At 58.4% G+C, this 17,326-nt stretch carries 12 protein-coding genes; 1 reads left to right on the forward strand and 11 read right to left on the reverse strand.

Annotated features, from left to right (window positions below; all coding sequences use genetic code 11):
• Positions 1–879 precede the first annotated feature (879 nt).
• The gene (locus DWB23_RS23040; RefSeq protein ID WP_162989827.1) at positions 880–2,139 is read left to right on the forward strand and encodes an RNA-guided endonuclease InsQ/TnpB family protein; all 1,260 of its coding nucleotides are present in this window, start codon (positions 880–882) and stop codon (positions 2,137–2,139) included.
• Here DWB23_RS23040 and DWB23_RS14045 read toward each other — a convergent pair.
• The 11 genes from DWB23_RS14045 to gcvT form a co-directional block, all read right to left on the reverse strand.
• Complete coding sequence (locus DWB23_RS14045) at positions 2,136–3,035, reverse strand: NAD-dependent epimerase/dehydratase family protein (protein ID WP_121743440.1); 900 nt, start codon at positions 3,033–3,035, stop codon at positions 2,136–2,138. The genes DWB23_RS23040 and DWB23_RS14045 overlap by 4 nt on opposite strands.
• A gap of 25 nt (positions 3,036–3,060) precedes the next feature.
• Positions 3,061–4,005, reverse strand: coding sequence for a mannonate dehydratase (locus DWB23_RS14050; protein ID WP_238717441.1), 945 nt, complete (start codon positions 4,003–4,005; stop codon positions 3,061–3,063).
• 56 nt (positions 4,006–4,061) lie between these two features.
• Positions 4,062–6,014, reverse strand: a complete 1,953-nt coding sequence (locus DWB23_RS14055) for an FAD-dependent oxidoreductase (protein WP_121743442.1) — start codon at positions 6,012–6,014, stop codon at positions 4,062–4,064.
• Between the two features lie 382 nt (positions 6,015–6,396).
• Positions 6,397–6,921: a hypothetical protein gene (locus tag DWB23_RS14060; protein WP_121743443.1), complete on the reverse strand. Its 525-nt coding sequence runs from the start codon at positions 6,919–6,921 to the stop codon at positions 6,397–6,399.
• On the reverse strand, positions 6,921–9,065 hold the full coding sequence (locus tag DWB23_RS14065; RefSeq protein WP_121743444.1) for a hydantoinase/oxoprolinase family protein: 2,145 nt from the start codon (positions 9,063–9,065) through the stop codon (positions 6,921–6,923). The genes DWB23_RS14060 and DWB23_RS14065 overlap by 1 nt, the downstream gene beginning before the upstream one ends.
• A 44-nt stretch (positions 9,066–9,109) precedes the next feature.
• Positions 9,110–10,402: a GntT/GntP/DsdX family permease gene (locus tag DWB23_RS14070; protein ID WP_121743445.1), complete on the reverse strand. Its 1,293-nt coding sequence runs from the start codon at positions 10,400–10,402 to the stop codon at positions 9,110–9,112.
• A gap of 560 nt (positions 10,403–10,962) precedes the next feature.
• Positions 10,963–11,730 carry an IclR family transcriptional regulator gene (locus DWB23_RS14075; RefSeq protein WP_162989828.1) on the reverse strand — a complete coding sequence of 256 codons (768 nt, stop codon included), beginning with the start codon at positions 11,728–11,730 and terminating at the stop codon, positions 10,963–10,965.
• A gap of 1,211 nt (positions 11,731–12,941) precedes the next feature.
• The gene (gene gcvPB / locus DWB23_RS14085; protein WP_121743448.1) at positions 12,942–14,372 is read right to left on the reverse strand and encodes an aminomethyl-transferring glycine dehydrogenase subunit GcvPB; all 1,431 of its coding nucleotides are present in this window, start codon (positions 14,370–14,372) and stop codon (positions 12,942–12,944) included.
• Positions 14,372–15,748 (reverse strand): aminomethyl-transferring glycine dehydrogenase subunit GcvPA, encoded by a 1,377-nt coding sequence (gene gcvPA / locus DWB23_RS14090; RefSeq protein WP_121743449.1) that lies wholly within the window; start codon positions 15,746–15,748, stop codon positions 14,372–14,374. The genes gcvPB and gcvPA overlap by 1 nt, the downstream gene beginning before the upstream one ends.
• Before the next feature lie 6 nt (positions 15,749–15,754).
• Positions 15,755–16,129, reverse strand: coding sequence for a glycine cleavage system protein GcvH (gene gcvH, locus DWB23_RS14095; RefSeq protein ID WP_121743450.1), 375 nt, complete (start codon positions 16,127–16,129; stop codon positions 15,755–15,757).
• Between the two features lies 1 nt (position 16,130).
• A complete protein-coding gene (gene gcvT / locus DWB23_RS14100) occupies positions 16,131–17,243 on the reverse strand; it encodes a glycine cleavage system aminomethyltransferase GcvT (protein ID WP_121743451.1) in 1,113 nt (370 codons plus the stop codon).
• Between the last annotated feature and the right edge of the window lie 83 nt (positions 17,244–17,326).

A 17,326-nucleotide genomic window follows, 5' to 3' on the forward strand; every position in this document is an offset into this window, starting at 1 on the left:
TTACAGCCATCGAAATCTATATAGCAGAATACAATATACGAATGTACTGTCTTTACCTTCCGGGCTTCTCTCCACCGAACTCGAACGAATCGGGTTGGAAAGGGAACACGCTTGATTCGCACAGTAATCAAGCGCCGGCTATAAGTGCCCTATTACGGCGGTAACAATCCGAAGAAGTACCCTCTCGAGGGTGATCGCGCGCAAATCCGGAATCGACGACGGCCACAACACTCCTCGAGGAGGCCCTTCGACCGAAGCTGAAAGGCGGTGTCGCGGGGAACTCCCAAACCTTGAGCGCCGTGTCGAGGACTTTTCCGTGTGGCTCGAAGCGGATTCGGACGCTGAAAGCACCGATCTAGACGAGCGGACGCGCTGGCGTTACGCTCGCGAGCTCACGGCTGCGACCTCGAACGGGAGCGATACGTACTACGCACAGCGTTTAGGCTGGTACACGAGGGGCTCCTCGAGGTGAACATACGCAACGAAACGTCGCGAAAGAGCCGCTGCCAGGGAACGACGATGTCGGTCGGGCTCAAATGTGGATCTCTTCCTCGAGAACCGGCAAGCGTCCATCCTCGCGAAGAAGCAGGACCAGTCCGACAGCTCGCTTACGAAGCAATCTATAAACTCCATATCGCGATATCGATATCTCTTCGATCCTGCCGACGATGACTGGCCGATGTTCCCGATCTCTCACCTGCCGAACTTTACAGCAGGTCGAGTGCCTGTGAGTCTGGCCTCGAGGCGGTTCACCAGTGGCCTAAGGCTGATGCCCCTTCCTCAACGAAGCGAACGAAGTGAGCGGAGGAAGCCGACGAGCAGGACACAAACCACCTTCCCCGAACGGCTATAATACCCTACCCCGTATGTGAAGTTACAATGGAGGTCAAACGAACTGTCCCCGTCAAACTTGACGTACCCGACGATCGACGGGACGACCTCCATACCACTATCGACCAGTTCAACGACGCCGCGAACTACACGGTCGAGAACGCGCGCAAAGACGACGGCTACCTCATCCTCAACAAGTCGAAGATACACGACCGCGTGTACTACGACCTGCGAGACCGAACCGACCTTCCCGCGAACCTCTGCGTTCGTGCCTACTCGAAAGCCGTCGAAGCCCTCAAATCGACGGTCGCCGAGTGGAAGAAGGGCAACAGCCGTCCACTCCCCCACTTCTCCGAACCGTCCACTGTCTACGACAAACGGACGCTGACCATCAAGGACCGTTCGGCGACCCTCTCGACGGTCAACGGACGGGTAGCCGTCGAATACGTCATCGGTGACTACCAGCAGTCGTACCTCGATGATGACGACTACGAAAAACGGATGGGGACCTTGCACTACCGCGAGGACGAAGGCGCGTTCTACCTCCATATTGTCCTCTTGAAAGAGGTCGAACAGCGGGAGGGAGACCGCGTAATGGGCGTTGATGTGAACTTGAAGAACGTCGCCGTGACTTCGACCGGCGCGTTCTCCGATGGTGGCGAACTACTGTGGGGTCAGAACCACTACTTCCGAGTCCGCCGGAGCCTCCAAGCCAAAGGCACTCGGTCCGCAAAGCAGGCGCTTGCGCGACTGTCGGGCCGAGAAAACCGCTTCGTCTTGGACCGCCTGCACACTATCTCTCGGCGACTCGTTGAAGAGGCTCGAACCCACGACTGTTCGTACATCGCCGTCGAGCGGCTAACCCACATCCGTGAGAACATGGATAACGGGAACGACCGCACCAAGCGTCAGATACACGATTGGGCGTTCCGCGAGCTACAAGAAATGCTCGAATGGAAGGGCGCCGAGTTCGGTATCTCGGTCGAACCCATTCCGCCCGCATTTACGTCTCAGACCTGCTCGCGGTGTGGCCACCAATCGAGCACGAACCGAGGCTCGGATGGATGGTTCGCGTGCAACGAGTGTGGTCAAGAGTACGACGGCGACTACAACGCGGCGAAGAACATCGGTCTGAAGTTGCTAACTGTACCCGAGGGCAAACGTCCCTCGGGGTTGAGCCACGGTCAACTGGCTCTGAAGTCCGGGACGGTGAACCTGAGCGACGATAGTTCGTCCGCCGAGTTTCGGCCAGAAGGGGAGTCCCACGGGCAAGCCCGGTCCTCAAACGCGAGCGTCAGCAAGCGTTAGAGACGGGTAGTTGACAGGTCCCGCCAGCTGTGCTGGGGCTCCCAGTCGAGCAGTTCGGCTGCCTTGGAAAGATCGACGAGCGTTTCGTGCTCGCCGAACTCCGTCTCGATCTCTGCGTTCGGGTAGTACTCCGCGGCGATGTCGGTCGTCCGCGCCGCGGCCGTCGTGTCACCGGCGACGGCCCAAAATACTTCGTGACCCTCGAAATCGGCCTCGACGGCCTTGCGGGCGATGGACGTCGCATCGTCGACGGCGAGGTATGAGAACAGCACGTCTCGGCCCGTCGCCGGGTGAACCTTCGCGAGTGCTTCCAGCGATCGGTCCGCTTCAACGAAGTGTTCGCGCATCTCCTCCTCGGTCGTCACCCACGGGTACCGCAACGAAGCGATGGTGAGATCGGTGGACGGGCGTCGGCCGACCCCGTCTGCCGTCACCTCCATCGCGTGCTTGGCGATCCCGTAGGGATCGTCCGGCGTGCGTGGGTGGGCTTCATCGACCGGGAGATAGCGTATGTCGGCGTTCCGCTCCTGGTGTTCGCTCCCGATCGCGTTGATGCTGGAGGGGAGACAGACGGTCTCGAGACCCAGCGAGTCGGCCGCCTCGAGAACGTGTTTTGCGGACATCACGTTGCTCTCGTAAACGCGGTAGTCTGGGTCACTGTACGGATCGGGGATCGTTCCCATGTGGATCACAGCGTCGGTACCTGTCTTTGCGATGGCGCCGTACGTCTCGCCCGCATCGAGAAGGTTAGCCGTAATATACGTATCGGAGACCCCTTCGCAGCGCTTGCCACGAGAGATGTTGACCGTTTCGTAACCGTGGTCGGCGAGGTGCTCGAGGATTGCCGATCCGATTTTGCCGTTGCCGCCTGTCACTGCGATGGTGGAGATTGTCATTGTTGTACTGTCGAGTTAGATCGTGTTATTCGAGTAGCCCCTTAATATAACCGATGGCGAACAGACGGCCCATGTCGGTATAGCCGGCCATCGCGTCCTCACGGTCTTCCTCGCCGACCATTCGCGGCACGTGGTCAGGACGAATCGGGCCGTCGAAGCCGGCCTCTCGGTAGGCCTCGATGGTAGCTTTCATATCAGTCGGCCCCTCGTCGTGCCACGTCTCGACGAAGTTCCGGCTGTCGCCCTCGACGTCACGAAAGTGGACGAAGTGAAGACGATCGCCGAACTCGCGGATCGTCTCCTGAAGATCTGCTCCCATTGCAGCGAAGTTACCTTGACAGAACGTCACGCCGTGGCGCGGGCTATCGTACATGTCGAGGATCCGTCGATAGTCGTCGACGGACGTAACGATGCGAGGGACGCCTCGAACGGGTGAAGTGGGCGGGTCGTCGGGGTGAAGCGCAAGATTTACACCCGCCTCCTCTGCAACGGGGACGATCTCGTCGAGAAAGTACTGCAGGTTCTCCCACAGCTCGTCCTCGGTGATATCCGCTGCCTCGTGGCGGGGTGCGTGCTCCATCCACTCGTGGTCGTAGCCGATGCGACGGGAGTTACCACGTCCGGGGAGCGAGTCGGAGGTTCGGATGACACCCAGCGGGTTCTCGGTCCACACCCAGCAGTAGGTATCGATACCGAGTCGTCCCATGTTCTCGAGTAGTTCTTTGACTACTGCGATCTCTTCGTCGCGACCTTCCTTTCCGAGGACGGTTTTTTCCATCGGCGGGCGATCTTCGACGACGTCCAGCGAAAAGCCGTGATCGTCAAACCGGGCTGTCGTACGCATCAGTGTCTCATACTCCCACCACTCGTCGACGCCCCAGAACCGGACGACGGCCGTGTCGAGTCCGAGTTGCTTCGCGATCGTCCAGCGGCGGTCCGGCCGCGGGGGGAGCATGACGGTTGGATTCATTCGATTGTCTCCATGGTTCTCATCTTCATTAGTATTTCTGAATTCCTATCGCTTGTTCAAGACTGGGATGCAGTAATCGTTTCGTACAGCGCCTGACAGGCCGCTCCTCGAGTGAGCGTTTGCGTCCCTTCGAAGGGGGTGTCCACCGTACGCGCTTCGGGGAGGATCTCTGCGGCTAGTCGATCGAATTCGGTTGCGGTTATCGTCTCTCCGCTTTCATCGAGTGACCGAGCGGCGTCAGTACAGTCGTACGACCCGCCCGTCAGAATCGTCCTCGTTACTTCGAGCCATCTCCGAGCGATTGTCGCGTCAAGACCTTCTTCGGGGCTTGCATCGTACGAATCGAAAAATCCATGTGCTCCGAGCCACTGAATCGCCTCGGTCCACGGCTCGTCCGTACTCATGTCGTATTCGTTAAAGAACGAGATCATGATCCCGTTCGCAACGAGTCGCGTCTGGAGCCTCGAGACGTCGATATCGCCAGGATTGACTCCGTTACTAACCGCCTGCGCTGCGGCGAACCCTGCAGATTCACCGATGTGCATCCACGTCGGCTCGAGACGGATCGTACCGTAGCTTACGTGGGTCGTCGAGAGCGCAACTGGAACGAGCAAATTATCAACGGTTTCAGGGAGAAGCGACCGATATGGTATCTGCGACGGGCGAGTTACCTGCGAGGCGTAGAAGAACCCTTCTGGTTGACTGCCCGTTTGACACTCTTTACGGCACCCGTGCGAATCGAGCGGATATTCGGCGATAGCGATCGAATCATTGGTAATCGGTGTCCGACCGATCCCGCGTGCGTGTCGAGCATCGTTTTCTGTGAAGACGTACCGACCATGGATTCGCCGTGCTTCGCGAACGTATAATTGCCACGGGAAGTTGTCGTTCTCCACGAACTCGTCTTTCGCGAGCCCCCACTCGCGCGCCTGTTCCCGAACGTCCGAAGGGACCGCTTCATCGTTTTGGAGGAAATAGAATAATCCCAGCGCGTGCTGTCGATGTCGGCGAGCAATCTCGTCCCGCGTCTCCCAATCCCCGTCCGGATAGTCGTAGTTCTCTCCGGGTAGATCGGCGCTGTTCATGTCAGCCTTGTCGTTCGGTAAATACCGCAATCGTAGATACGACCGGAGGCCGGACTCACGAACCTCCCGCAGAGCCGTTTCGTACTCGGTACGATCGTAAGAAGATGGCTTCTCCGGGTAGCGTCGGTTCTCCGGATCGCGGGTTAGACACAGTCGATAGTTGTACGCCTGGATCCGCTCGTCGCCTTCTCCTGTGCTCTGAGGGTAAATCTCCGTCAGTCCGGCCGGATGGGGAATGAGGTCGAGTTCGCCCCGTTGTTTTTCTTCGGGAACATCAAGCGGACCCTTTCGATCGACAGGTGCGGAGTAATCGTCGTTTCCGACTGCTTCTCGTGGATAGTACTGATCGCCGCGGAGTTGTGTGAACAGGCGTCCCGCGAACTGTTCATCGTACTCTTCGCGCGCTTCGCGCCCGACGCTGTAGGAAACACCAGAGAGTGCCGCAAGATCGGCCGCGTACGATGCATCGACAAACACGTCAGCGGCGATCGAGAGGTCCGCTCCATCGTCTATCGACTCGAAAGTCGCTTCCGTAATCTCCCGACCTTTCCGACGAACGCTACTGGGTCGGTACTGCCAGGCAATATCGAGTAGCTGGGCGTCTTCAACGAGCGAATCAAAAATCTCCTCGGCAACGTGAGGCTCGAATATGTACCCGTCCTCGCAATATTCGTACTGAGACGAATCTTTCCCGTACGTGTCGGCATAATGGCTCCGAGATCGTTCGAGAAATTCCTCCAGTAGCGGGGAACGAGCCTTCTTTGTGAGCGTATCGGTATAACTCAACCCACCGGCCATCATGCCACCGAGATGGGCGTTATACGTCACGAGAACGACGTCGTGGCCCTCGCGTGCGCTGCGAACCGCAGTAGCTATTCCTCCGGGCGTTCCTCCGAGAACTGCAATATCGTACGTTTCTGTCATTGTGTATCTGATTTATTCCGCGTTATGACTTCCGAATTCAGGTATCAGTCGATCACCCGATGTGATGTTCTGAGCCACGACCACGAGCACCGTCCTGTTCAGCACGCTGAGTTAGTCGGTACCCTCGTATGTTGCCACGGGATGGATTACTGTATCATAGATTCTCGTTCGAGTTGCGGCCGTACCGTCGAACCGACAGGTCAGTCTAGCCCTCTACGGGACGCCGGTTCGACGGTTCTCATCGCCGTTTTGATACCAGCCTTGACGGGGCCGAATCTATTCGTTTCTACATTCGAATAGTATCACATAAGCATTTGCATGCGGTTCTCCATACCCTCTCTCGAACCGACCCAGTGGAACGCAACTTCGATCTGTGGATTCCTCACGGCGAGTCCCTCCGCTGCCGTCTTTCCGGAGTCTCGACCAGCGACTCGAGTGGGACGTCGACTCCCGTGAGCTCGAGTGCAAACGCGTGGGTCGCAGTTTCTACCAGCCGCCGTCCGTTCGAAGGTCGGGTTGTGACGCCGAACACGGTCAGAATATCGCGGAAGACGGACGACCGTTCGCGCGTCACCACGTCGTTCGTTTCGATTAGATGGTGACCGAGTTCGTGGGCACAGACCAGTCGAAGCGCTGCAGTCCGGGATAACGCGTGCGTTTCAGCGAAGCCGTCGATCTGATTGACGTAGAGCGTAATTCGACCGTTCGCGTACGTTCCAAACAGGGACATGGTCGATAACCCGTCCCAGTCGTCCATCGTGACCTCGACGCCGAGTTCGTCCGCGATCGTCAGGGGATCCTCGGATTCGTGCGTGTCTCGAAGCGATCTCGCTCGCTTCCGTCCGAGCCGAATCGCCTTCGAGACGGGCGGTGAATCCCTCGCGTTTGACTCCACGTCCCCGCTCATCACGGTTTTTCGGCGACGATAACGAGTTTCTCGTCCGCCGGAACATCGCTCAGTTCGATTTCGACGAGCGACGTTACTTGCTCGCGATCCGAAACACCGCTTACGTCGAGAATCTGACTTCCGTGACAGATGTACACGTTCGGTAATTTCGTCGCTGAATTGCTGTAGGTGGATTCCGAGTCGAGGACGCGATCGACCGTATAGAGCAGCGATTCACCGTTCGTCTCGTAGATCGCGGCGTCGTCGAGTTTTAATTTCGTAACGCCGGCTTTGTTGACGATGCTCACTCGAGTACTCGTTTTCGAGAGGAGTCCGAAGAGCCGTTCCGTCGTTTCGCTCGTCTCGTAGATGTCCAGTCCTGACGTCTCGTACTCCTTCTCGACGTCTCCTTCGTCTACGTCCAGACTCGTGGCCGCCTCTATGAGGCGGTCCTCTTCCGAAACGGTCTCCTGTGAAAGATCTCGGGTTTGGAGTTCGGTTGAACCCTCGGCCTCTGCTCTGAGAAGGTTCTTCGATTTGTCGAACTCGACTTTCGTCTCGACGGTCTTCTGATTGGCTCCCATCGTGACGACCGAGTCCATCGCCTCACGCCGGATGCGCTTGAGATCCTCCTCCGTTGGATCCATCACGTTCCGTTCGACGACGTCGCGAACCATCGCAAGCCCGACACCGATCGTACTGATGATCTCGTGGTTGTCCGCCAACCGGGTATCGTAGTCGGATACGTCCGCTAAGTACGGTAGCAGGGCCGCACTCCCGCCACCACCACCGACGAGTTCCAGCAGGTTCGGATTCAGTTTGTACTCTTCGACGAGCTCTTCAATAACGGGGATGAGTTTCTGTACGCTCGCATCCAGAACACGGCGTGCTGCGGTCTCTACGTCGACATCGAGCTCCCTTGCGAGGGGCTCGAACGCCCGACGAGCAGCCTGCGGATTGCCCGCCGCATACATGTCGTCCGTAACGAACCCGAGGAGGTTTGCCGCACCGCTCGGGGTCAGTGCGTACCGAGAGCCGTCCGCTGTTTCGATCGCGACGTATTCGGGATCCGAGTCCATCGGCCGGACGCGGACGAGGGTAGGATCCACGATATCAGCGGGGTCGGCGAAGACGGCATATTCGAGATCCGCGATATGTGCGCTTCGTGGACCGACATCTACCACCTCACCGTCTTCGAGACGAATCATTGAACCCCCGGCGATCCCTTCGGTTCGGATATCGAGCGTCTCGAGGAACGTGGTGTGGTTCCCGATTTCAGCGGGCTTCCACTTCGGTTCTCCTTTTTCAATGATACTGATATCGCTACTCGTACCACCGACTTCGATGAAGATCCCGTCGGTGACGTTCTCGTACATGAGAGCCCCAGCGACACCGGCGGCGGGACCGGAGAGGATGGTCTGGATGGGACGACTTCGCATTTCGGAGATCTCCATCACGCCGCCGTCAGATCGCATGATCATGAGCGGGGCATCGATACCGAGTCCCCCGATACTCTCTTCGGTTGAGAGAGACGTTTCAATCATACGAGGCAGTATACTCGCGTTCACGACCGCCGTTCGTGTTCGCACCTTGAGTCCATAGCGCTTCGACACGGCGTTTGCTCCGATCGCCGCAAACCCAGCGTCGCTCGCGATTTCGCAGACCTCCTCTTCACCGGTAGGATCGTCGACACCGAACACCTGGCTGGCGACGATCGATTCAACGTCGTCATCGGCGAACTGATCTAGAATCTGTTCGATCTCCTCCGGTTGAAGGCCGTCAGCAAGATCAACGAACGCGTGCTCACATTCGATGACCTGATTGTCATCTAATTGTATGTTCTCGATGTTCGTTTCGGTACGGCCACGTCGGCCCTTAATCCCTTTCCCCATTCCGATAACTCCGACCTTGGAAACGTCTCCTTCTAGTAGCGCGTTCGTCGCCTGTGTAGTACCATGAGCGAGGAAGACGACATCTTCTGCGGTGGCGTCGATCGACTCGAGCGTCTCGGAAGCCGCTTTTACGATACCAGCGGCCACTCCTTCGTCGGCTTCGTGCGTCGTTGGAACTTTAACCTGTTCAAGAATTTCGAGTTCGTCGCTATCGATAGCAACCGCATCAGTAAAGGTTCCACCGACGTCTATCCCGACTCGAATTGGTTTCATGCAGATACTGTCTATAGATGAGTTCTATGATAAAAACATTTCTATCAAATGCCGAATATGACTACGGAGAACACGACCCCGGCGCCTGCGGTAACCCAGGCGAATGGCAGCACGCTCTTTGTGAGCGCGTTGACGTTCACATCTAATTCATCGGATGCCCACGCGTTGTGTGTGTTTGTCGGATCAGCAGGCGCCTGAACGCGTAGTGCGCTAACTGCAGTGGTCGTAATCAGGGCTGGATTGATCCCGATAGCTGCGAGTACACCGATGATTCCGCTCCCTAGCCCCCAGAGATTGAGCGGGCCCCGGTAGAGCGCTAACGGGGCGAGAACGATGAATACCACAGCGTACATCAACATGTTCTCGGGGATCAATATCGAGAGGAGCGGTTCCATCGTGGCTGAGACGCCTTCGTAGAAGACCGCCTTCAGTAGCCAACCGATGGTCACCATCAGCGCGATAGCAGGGGCCGCATTTGAGATACCATCGTGAAAGGCTCGCGTCACCTGGTTGAACAGCGTCTTCGGTTGCTTCAATGCCTCTATTCCCGGCTTACTCGTGATGGCCGCGAAGAGAATTCCGATGATAAAGGCGGTAAGCACTTCGACACCAGCGATAACCAGTACCACCGGAATAACTGGGGACAGAAGCGAATAGGTGGGTACCCTCGAGTTGATCGTCGACCGTTCATCGGCGTTTTCCTCCTCTGCCCACGTTTCTTGAAAGTTCGACGTCCGCGTATAGTAGGTTACGTAACTCACTCCCAGCAGGAGTGCGACGACCCCCGTCGGGACGGCCCAGATGATCACGTCGTCGAGGTTGATACCCGTCACCTCCGTGTAAAACACCCAGTTAGCCGGGTTGAACATCACTCCATTTCCGTACGCGAGCAACACGGTTCCTGCTGCAAGTTTTCGCGTGAACCCGATACTCACCATAATCGGGAACACGATTGTTGCGATCATAATGAACGCACCGAGCCCGGAGATGCTGGTCGCAATGGCCGCAACGGCGAGGTACAGTAGCAGTCCGACGATGAACGGACTATCCCCTCCAAGCTCCGCTGCAGATTTGACCATGTTCTCCGCGATGCCGGTTTGTTCTATTATCGCTCCAAGAGCGGCGCCGAAGAACACGGCTGTGAACGCTGTCGCCAGCTCCGTAGAGCCCTCAAAAATTACCACGTCCACGATCTGGTTCACTCCCATCCCCCCGACGAGGCCGATCCCAATCGCCATCCCACCGAGAGCGACGAACGTCGGGAGATTTTCAGTCATCATCAATACCCCGAATACCGCGAATACGATAATTATCCCTGTCGCTGCGAGCAATTCCATAGTGGTGTTACACCAACCCACAGTTTCAACTAGGGGTATATGTATCTTTTTATTGTGTAGCTTCACAGTAGTCAGCGAGTGAACTAAAGCCCGAACGGCGTATCCAGAAAACGGATCCGTGATCCGTTCTAGCAGTCGGATTTTCGGAACGGACCGATAGTGTGCGACGACTCGTTCCGATATCACGATTCTGATTCCCATAATACGGAACAGATGTTTACTTTCGCGGATCCTCTCTAATTACGGTCGTATGAATGTAATCGAGGGACAGGTAGCCCGTTCGGATCAGTACCGATTTATATCGGATGGATGGCTTAGCGATGACTCAATGGGAACTGAACGAAATTCGATCGAATATGCATAAGCCCTGGACAAAAATACAGCAATACTGGCCTACAATAAATGGCAAAATTACATCTGTACAACTGTAATCTCGGGCTCGGTCCCGGAGTATTCTGCGGAGCGTGAAAATAGCGGGAGTGTGAGAGCCAACCTACTACTAGGACTCGTAGTTCGAGGTTCCCGTAATGAGGGACGGAGACGACCGGCCAGGCAGCCGCTCAGGAATACGTAATGTTAACTTCCACCATTTTCGCCGTATCTTTCAAAAGGGTTGGAATCTCATCCCGGAATCGATCATCGGAAATCCGTCGTGTCGGGCCTGCAACCGTAATTGCTCCGAGCAACTCGCCCGTCTCCCTGTTTTGTATCGGCGTCGCAACGCCACGCATTCCGTCAACGCGCTCTTCATTATCGAAAGCGATTCCCGTGTTACGTATCTTTTGTAATTCTTCCTCTAGCGTGTCGCGGTCTGTGATCGTATTCGACGTCTTTTCCGGCAGGCCATGGTCATCGATGATCGCATCGACCTGATCCGCGGGAAGGTGGGCAAGTAGCGCCTTTCCGGCACCCGTACAGTGTAAGTACAACCGAATACCGACCCGTGCGTCAGTCCGGATCGCTTGATCCGTGCGATTATAGTAGAGGTATACGGCTTCCCCGTTTTCTTCAACGGCGGTGGCTGCAGATTCTCCCGTTTCTTCGGCGAGATCGTTGATAACTGACTTCGTCGCTGAATAGAGGATGTGCCGATCCAGCGTACCCGACGACAGCCGCAGCATTTTGAGACTGATTGCGTACTCATTCCCGTCTTTGACCACGTAACCGCGGTCTCGGAGCGTGTTCAGATGTCGGTGAACTGTACTCTTCGTCTGCCCCGTCCGTTCGGAAATCTCGGAGATGTTCCCTCTTCCACTGTGTCTGATCGTTTCGAGAATATCGAGTGTCGTGTCGATCGATTTTATCCTGTCTTTGTAACGGTCTACCATGAGGATACTACCTTTCTCCAGCACTCAAATAAACCTTTCCCGTAATACGGAACTGGAATCCCGCGCTTCGATCCACTCGGTAACATTGCTAATTCCACCCCGCTAACGACCTGTGACTGCACTTTCAAGGGTCTGATCGCCGGATAGTGAGAAGAGAGCTATCGGTGCTCGAGTCGACAGAGAGTATTCGAATCCGGGGCTACCCTGGAGCCCCGGAAGGATGACTGGGCTACCGAAAGATGAATCTCTCTGTGTCGTCTCGTCGTGTCTCTCAGGATATGATAACATTCACGTGATCGGTGCGATCGATGTGCGTCAGAGAAGTGTGGGAACGTAACAAAACCACCCTGCGCTTACCCGGCTACCGACCGCGAACCGTACGAGAAATTCCCCTCCGTACACGTCGTGAAACTCCGTTCCAACGAAACCGCGTTCGGAGCCGTCGTACTGGTCGGTCGATCCTACTCGAGGAATATCGTCGAATTTGACTCTGTCGAAATCCACAGATAAGTGATCGGTTCAGGGCTCCTCTGCGGTACGCACAGGTGAATCACCGAACGCTCAGTACAGAGTGTGTATCATAATTCAAATGGTGGACTAATCGAATTACCCCCCCCGGTTGGACATATGTTTATAGTGGCAGATATTATGGGATATCCATGAGCGTAGTCAAACGTTTATTCAAATCTTCTCAACGACTACACTCAGCGATACAGGTCAAGTCTCCTTGGAGTAGAGCGGTTATCGGTGGGATCTCTGGGCTTTCAGGAGCGATTGTTGCAGAGATGGTCGCAAAATCGGTCCCGCTACGACTATCGATTATATTTCTTGTCGCGACTCTCTCCTTCATCGTCCTTTCGTTCCTAGCTACTCATTTGCATCTCTTCATCGCATATTTTGTATGTTCTCTCGCTCAAAGACTACCGTAGGCAGTGTTCCGTACACAGCTGTAATCAGCATGTTTTTCACGCAAACCCACGTTTTTCGGTCAGTCAGCGTAGAACTGCGGCGGCCGGATCACCGCTAGACCGTTCAAGGAAAGCAACAGCAGAACTGCATTCGTCTCGCTGCTATTGCAATATTATCTCAATACTAGCTACTTCCAATCCTAACAGAACAATTATCATTACGGTCTGTGGCGGAGCCAGCACCGGAGTCGATAATTCTGTTCGGCCCTCGAGGACGGTTCCTCGAGAACGCCGATGGCCCCGTCACTCCTCGTGGATCCGTTGCCACGAGAGCCGCGGGGTTCGCGCCGCACTGGTCTGATCGATTCTCCCCGCAGCGATCCGTTCCGGCGACGACGAATCGCTGCTTTCGGCGTCGCCGCGAACGGCGTCGAACGCGTCCGCTACCTGTTCGAGCGTCTTCTTGCTCTCGGCTTCGGTCGGTTCGGTCATGAGTGCTTCGGAGACGATTTCGGGCCACTTGGTCGTGGGTGGGTGGACGCCGTAGTCGAGCATTCGCTTCGCGAAGTCGGCGGCGTCCTGTTCGCCCGCGCTCGCGACGAATTCGTGGTGGAACGGCCCGAACGGGATCTCGAGGTCGATCTGCGACGCCAGGTAGTTCGCGTTGAGCACGGCCTTGGCGCTCGCGTCGCGGAGCCCCGCGCCGCCCAGCCGGCTGATGTAGGCGTGGGCTTTGAGCAAGACGAGCCAGTTCCCCATCGCGCCGTGAACTTTTCCGACCGACCGAGCGGGTTCGAACAGCTCGTACGCACCGTCTTCCTCGCGGACCTGCGGCGTCGGAAGGAACGGTGCCAGGTCCTCGTTCACGCCGATCGGTCCCGCTCCTGGGCCGCCGCCGCCGTGGGGCGTCGCGAACGTCTTGTGGACGTTGTAGTGCATGATGTCGAACCCCATATCTCCGGGCCGGGCGCGTCCGAGCAGGGCGTTCAAGTTCGCCCCGTCGTAGTACAGGAGGCCGCCCGCCTCGTGTATCATCGCCGCGATCTCCTCGATATTTCGCTCGAACAACCCGAGCGTGTTCGGATTCGTCAGCATGAGCGCGGCAGTCGAGTCGCCGACGGCGGCCGACAACGCGTTGAGGTCGACTCGCCCGTCGGCGTCGTCGGGCAGTTCGACGACGTCGTAGCCGGCGAGCGCCGCGCTCGCGAAGTTCGTCCCGTGAGCGCTCGTCGGTACGATCACCTCGGTCCGCTCGTCTCCCTCGCCGTTGGCTTCGTGGTAGGCTTTCGCGACGAGAATGCCGGCGAACTCGCCAGCGGATCCGGCCGGCGGCTGGAGCGAAACCGCATCCATGCCGCCGATCTCGGCGAGATACCCCTGGAGTTCGTGGTAGATCTCGAGCGTCCCCTGGACGCTCTCGGCGTCTCGGTCCGGATGGACCGACGCGGCCGAGAGCCCGGCGATCTCCTCGGTGAACTTCGGATTGTACTTCATCGTACACGACCCCAGCGGATACGGACCGCTGTCGATCCCGTAGTTCATCTGCGAGAGACGCGTGTAGTGGCGCGCCAGTTCGGGCTCCGACAGCGCGGGTAACTCGAGCGAGTCGCGCGTGAGTTCGTCGGGAAGACCCGTCTCACCCACCTCGGCCGTCTCGAGCCCCTTTTCCGAGAGGAGCGGTTCGTACCCGTCCGATTCGGTATCGTCCCAGACCGCTTGCGTGTGTCGTTGCATCAGTGTGTCGCCTCCTCGAGCGATCGAACGAACTCGTCTACTCGGTGCTCGTTGACGTCCGTGACGCAGATCTGTATCGTCTCCCCGTCGAGGACGTGAACGGCGAAGCCGTCGTCGCGCATCGCCGCCCCGATAGCCCGAGCGTCGCCGTCGGTGCGCGCCGCGAACTCCCTGAAGTGGTACCGGTCGTGGACGGGAGCGGATACCCCGTCGATCTCGTCGAGGCGGGCCGCGGTCCGTTCTGCCAGCGCGTGACACCGTTTCGCCAGGGAAACGAGACCGGACGGACCGAGAGACGCGGCGTGGATCGCCGCTCGCAGCGCGATCCAGGCCTGATTCGTACAGATGTTACTCGTCGCCCGTTCGCGGCGAATGTGCTGTTCGCGCGTCTGTAGCGTGAGGGTAAACGCGCGGTTGCCGTCGGCGTCCTCGGACGCGCCGATCAATCGCCCCGGAACCTGCCGGAGGTACTCTTCCCGACAGGCAAACAGCCCGAGCCCCATCCCGTACGACGCCGAGAGGCCGAGCACGCTCGCATCGCCGGTCACGATGTCGACGCCGAGCGATGCTGGCGACCGCAAGAGCGCCAGGGCTACCGGGTCGGATCCGAGACAGAACAGCGCGTCGCGTTCGGCGACGAGGTCCCCGATCTCCGCGAGGTGTTCTTCGATGATTCCCTCCGTCGTCGGACTCTCGACATAGACCATCACGACGTCGTCGTCGAGTACGCGACCGACCGCTTCGGGCGTCGTCACGCCGTCTTCGGTCGGGAATTCCTCGACGACGAGGCCGACGCCGGTCACGTAGTTCTCGAGCACCGCCCGTCGCTCCGCGCGTACGTAGTCCGGAACGAGCACGCGAGATCCGGACGTCCCCCGGACGCGAGCGGCGAGCGTCGCGGCTTCACCGAGCGCCGTCGCCGCGTCGTACATCGAGCAGTTCGCGACCTCGAGGCCGGTCAGCTCGACGAGCAGCGACTGGTACTCGAACAGCGCCTGGAGGAATCCCTGCGTGATCTCCGGTTGGTACTGCGTGTACGACGTGATGAACTCCGACCGGAACGAGAGGTGATCCACGATCGAGGGGACGTAGTGCGAGTAGTGGCCTCGACCGAGGAACTCGGTGTCGTCGGCGTTCTGCGCCAGCGTCTCGGTGAGCCGTCGGATAACCGCCTGTTCGGACGCGCCCGAAATCGCCAGTTCGCCGTCGAACTGGACCGAGTCCGGGATGTCGAACAGCGCGTCGATATCCCCGGCGCCGATCGACTCGAGCATCGCGTCGACCTCGACGTCGGTGTGTGGCGCGTACGGCGTTCCCCGATTCGTCGCGTGCTGTTCCTCGGCGTCTCTCGTGGATCGTTCAGGTGTCCCACTCATCGTGATTCAGATCTGCTCTCGGTACTCGTCCGGTTCCAGAAGGTGGCCGAGTTCGTCGGTCGTCTCGAGTTCGATCAACCACCCGCGTTCGAACGGGTGTTCGTTGACGAGTTCGGGCCGGTCAGATACCGTCTCGTTGACGGCGGTCACCGTTCCGGAGACCGGTGCGTAGATGTCCGAGACCGCTTTAATGCTCTCGACGACGGCGAACGGTTCGCCGCGCTCGAGCGCGACCCCTTCGGCTGGCAGTTCGACGAAGACGATGTCTCCGAGTTCGTCCTGGGCGAAGTCCGTGATGCCGATACGAACGACATCGGCTCGGTCGTCGACCCATTCGTGCGATTCCGCGTACAGCAATCCGTCTGATGTGGTGAATGTCATGTTACTTCTCCGTGGTCTCGGTGCCGATCGACGTCAGGAATCTGGAGCCGACCACCGTCGCATCGACGTCTCGGTCCCGAACGTTGACGGCGAGTTCCGTCCCCTCGTCGGCGTACGCCGCGTCGACGTACCCCAGCGCGATCGGAACCTCGAGCGTCGGGCTCATCGTTCCGCTCGTGACGCGACCGACCCGGTCGCCGTCCGCGTGCAGGGAGTAGCCGTGCCGGGCGATCGCTCGTCCCTCGATCCGAAGTCCGACCAGCGTCTCGTCGGGGCCTTCGGTCTCGAGATCGCAGAGGGGCTCCCGTCCGATGAAGTCCGGTTTCGAAAAATCGACGACGAAACCGAGACCCGCCTCGAGCGGCGTCCGCGGTTCGGCGTTCGGATCGAAATCCTGCCCCGACAACAACAATCCGGCCTCGAGGCGAAGCGTGTCCCGCGCGCCGAGGCCGCAGGGCTGGACGCCGTCGAAGGCGTTCCAGACCGAGGCCGAGTCGTTCGACGGGACGAAGATCTCGAACCCGTCCTCGCCGGTGTATCCGGTCCTCGCGACCAGGCAGTTCGAGCCGGCGATCTCGGTGCGCGTCGTCGTAAACCGGGAGAGGTTCGCGATCGAATCCGACGAGACCGATTCGACCGTTTCGACGGCGTCCGGCCCCTGTACCGCGAGCAATCCGAACTCCGTCGACACGTCCTCGACGGAGACGGTAAGTCCGCGCTCGGCGGCGCGGGTGATCCATCGATCGGTTAGCTGCCCGCCGTGGCCCGCGTTGGGCACGAACAGATAGCCATCCTGATCCGGATCGCGATAGACGACGATATCGTCGAGGATCACTCCCCGATCGTCGAGAACGCACGAGTACTGTGCATCTCCGGGCTCGAGCGCCCGAACGTCGTTCGTCGTGAGCACGTTCATCAGTTCGGTCGCGTCCGGTCCACGGACGGACACCTCGCTCATGTGGCTGACGTCGAACACGCCAACCGACTCCCGTACCGCCGCGTGTTCGGTTCGGATCGAGTCGAACGAGACGGGCATCTTCCACCCGCCGAAGTCGGTGAAGTCCGCACCGGCGGCGTGATGTATCTGGTACAGTGGTGGCTTGTGTGACGACACGTCTTCTCCATTCCAGTAACCGAATAAATAGATTTCCCTGTGCGCGCCGCGGCCGATTTTGCCGGCTGAGGGTGTTCAACAGC

Origin of the sequence: Natronorubrum halophilum, assembly GCF_003670115.1 — an archaeon.
GTDB lineage: Archaea > Halobacteriota > Halobacteria > Halobacteriales > Natrialbaceae > Natronorubrum > Natronorubrum halophilum.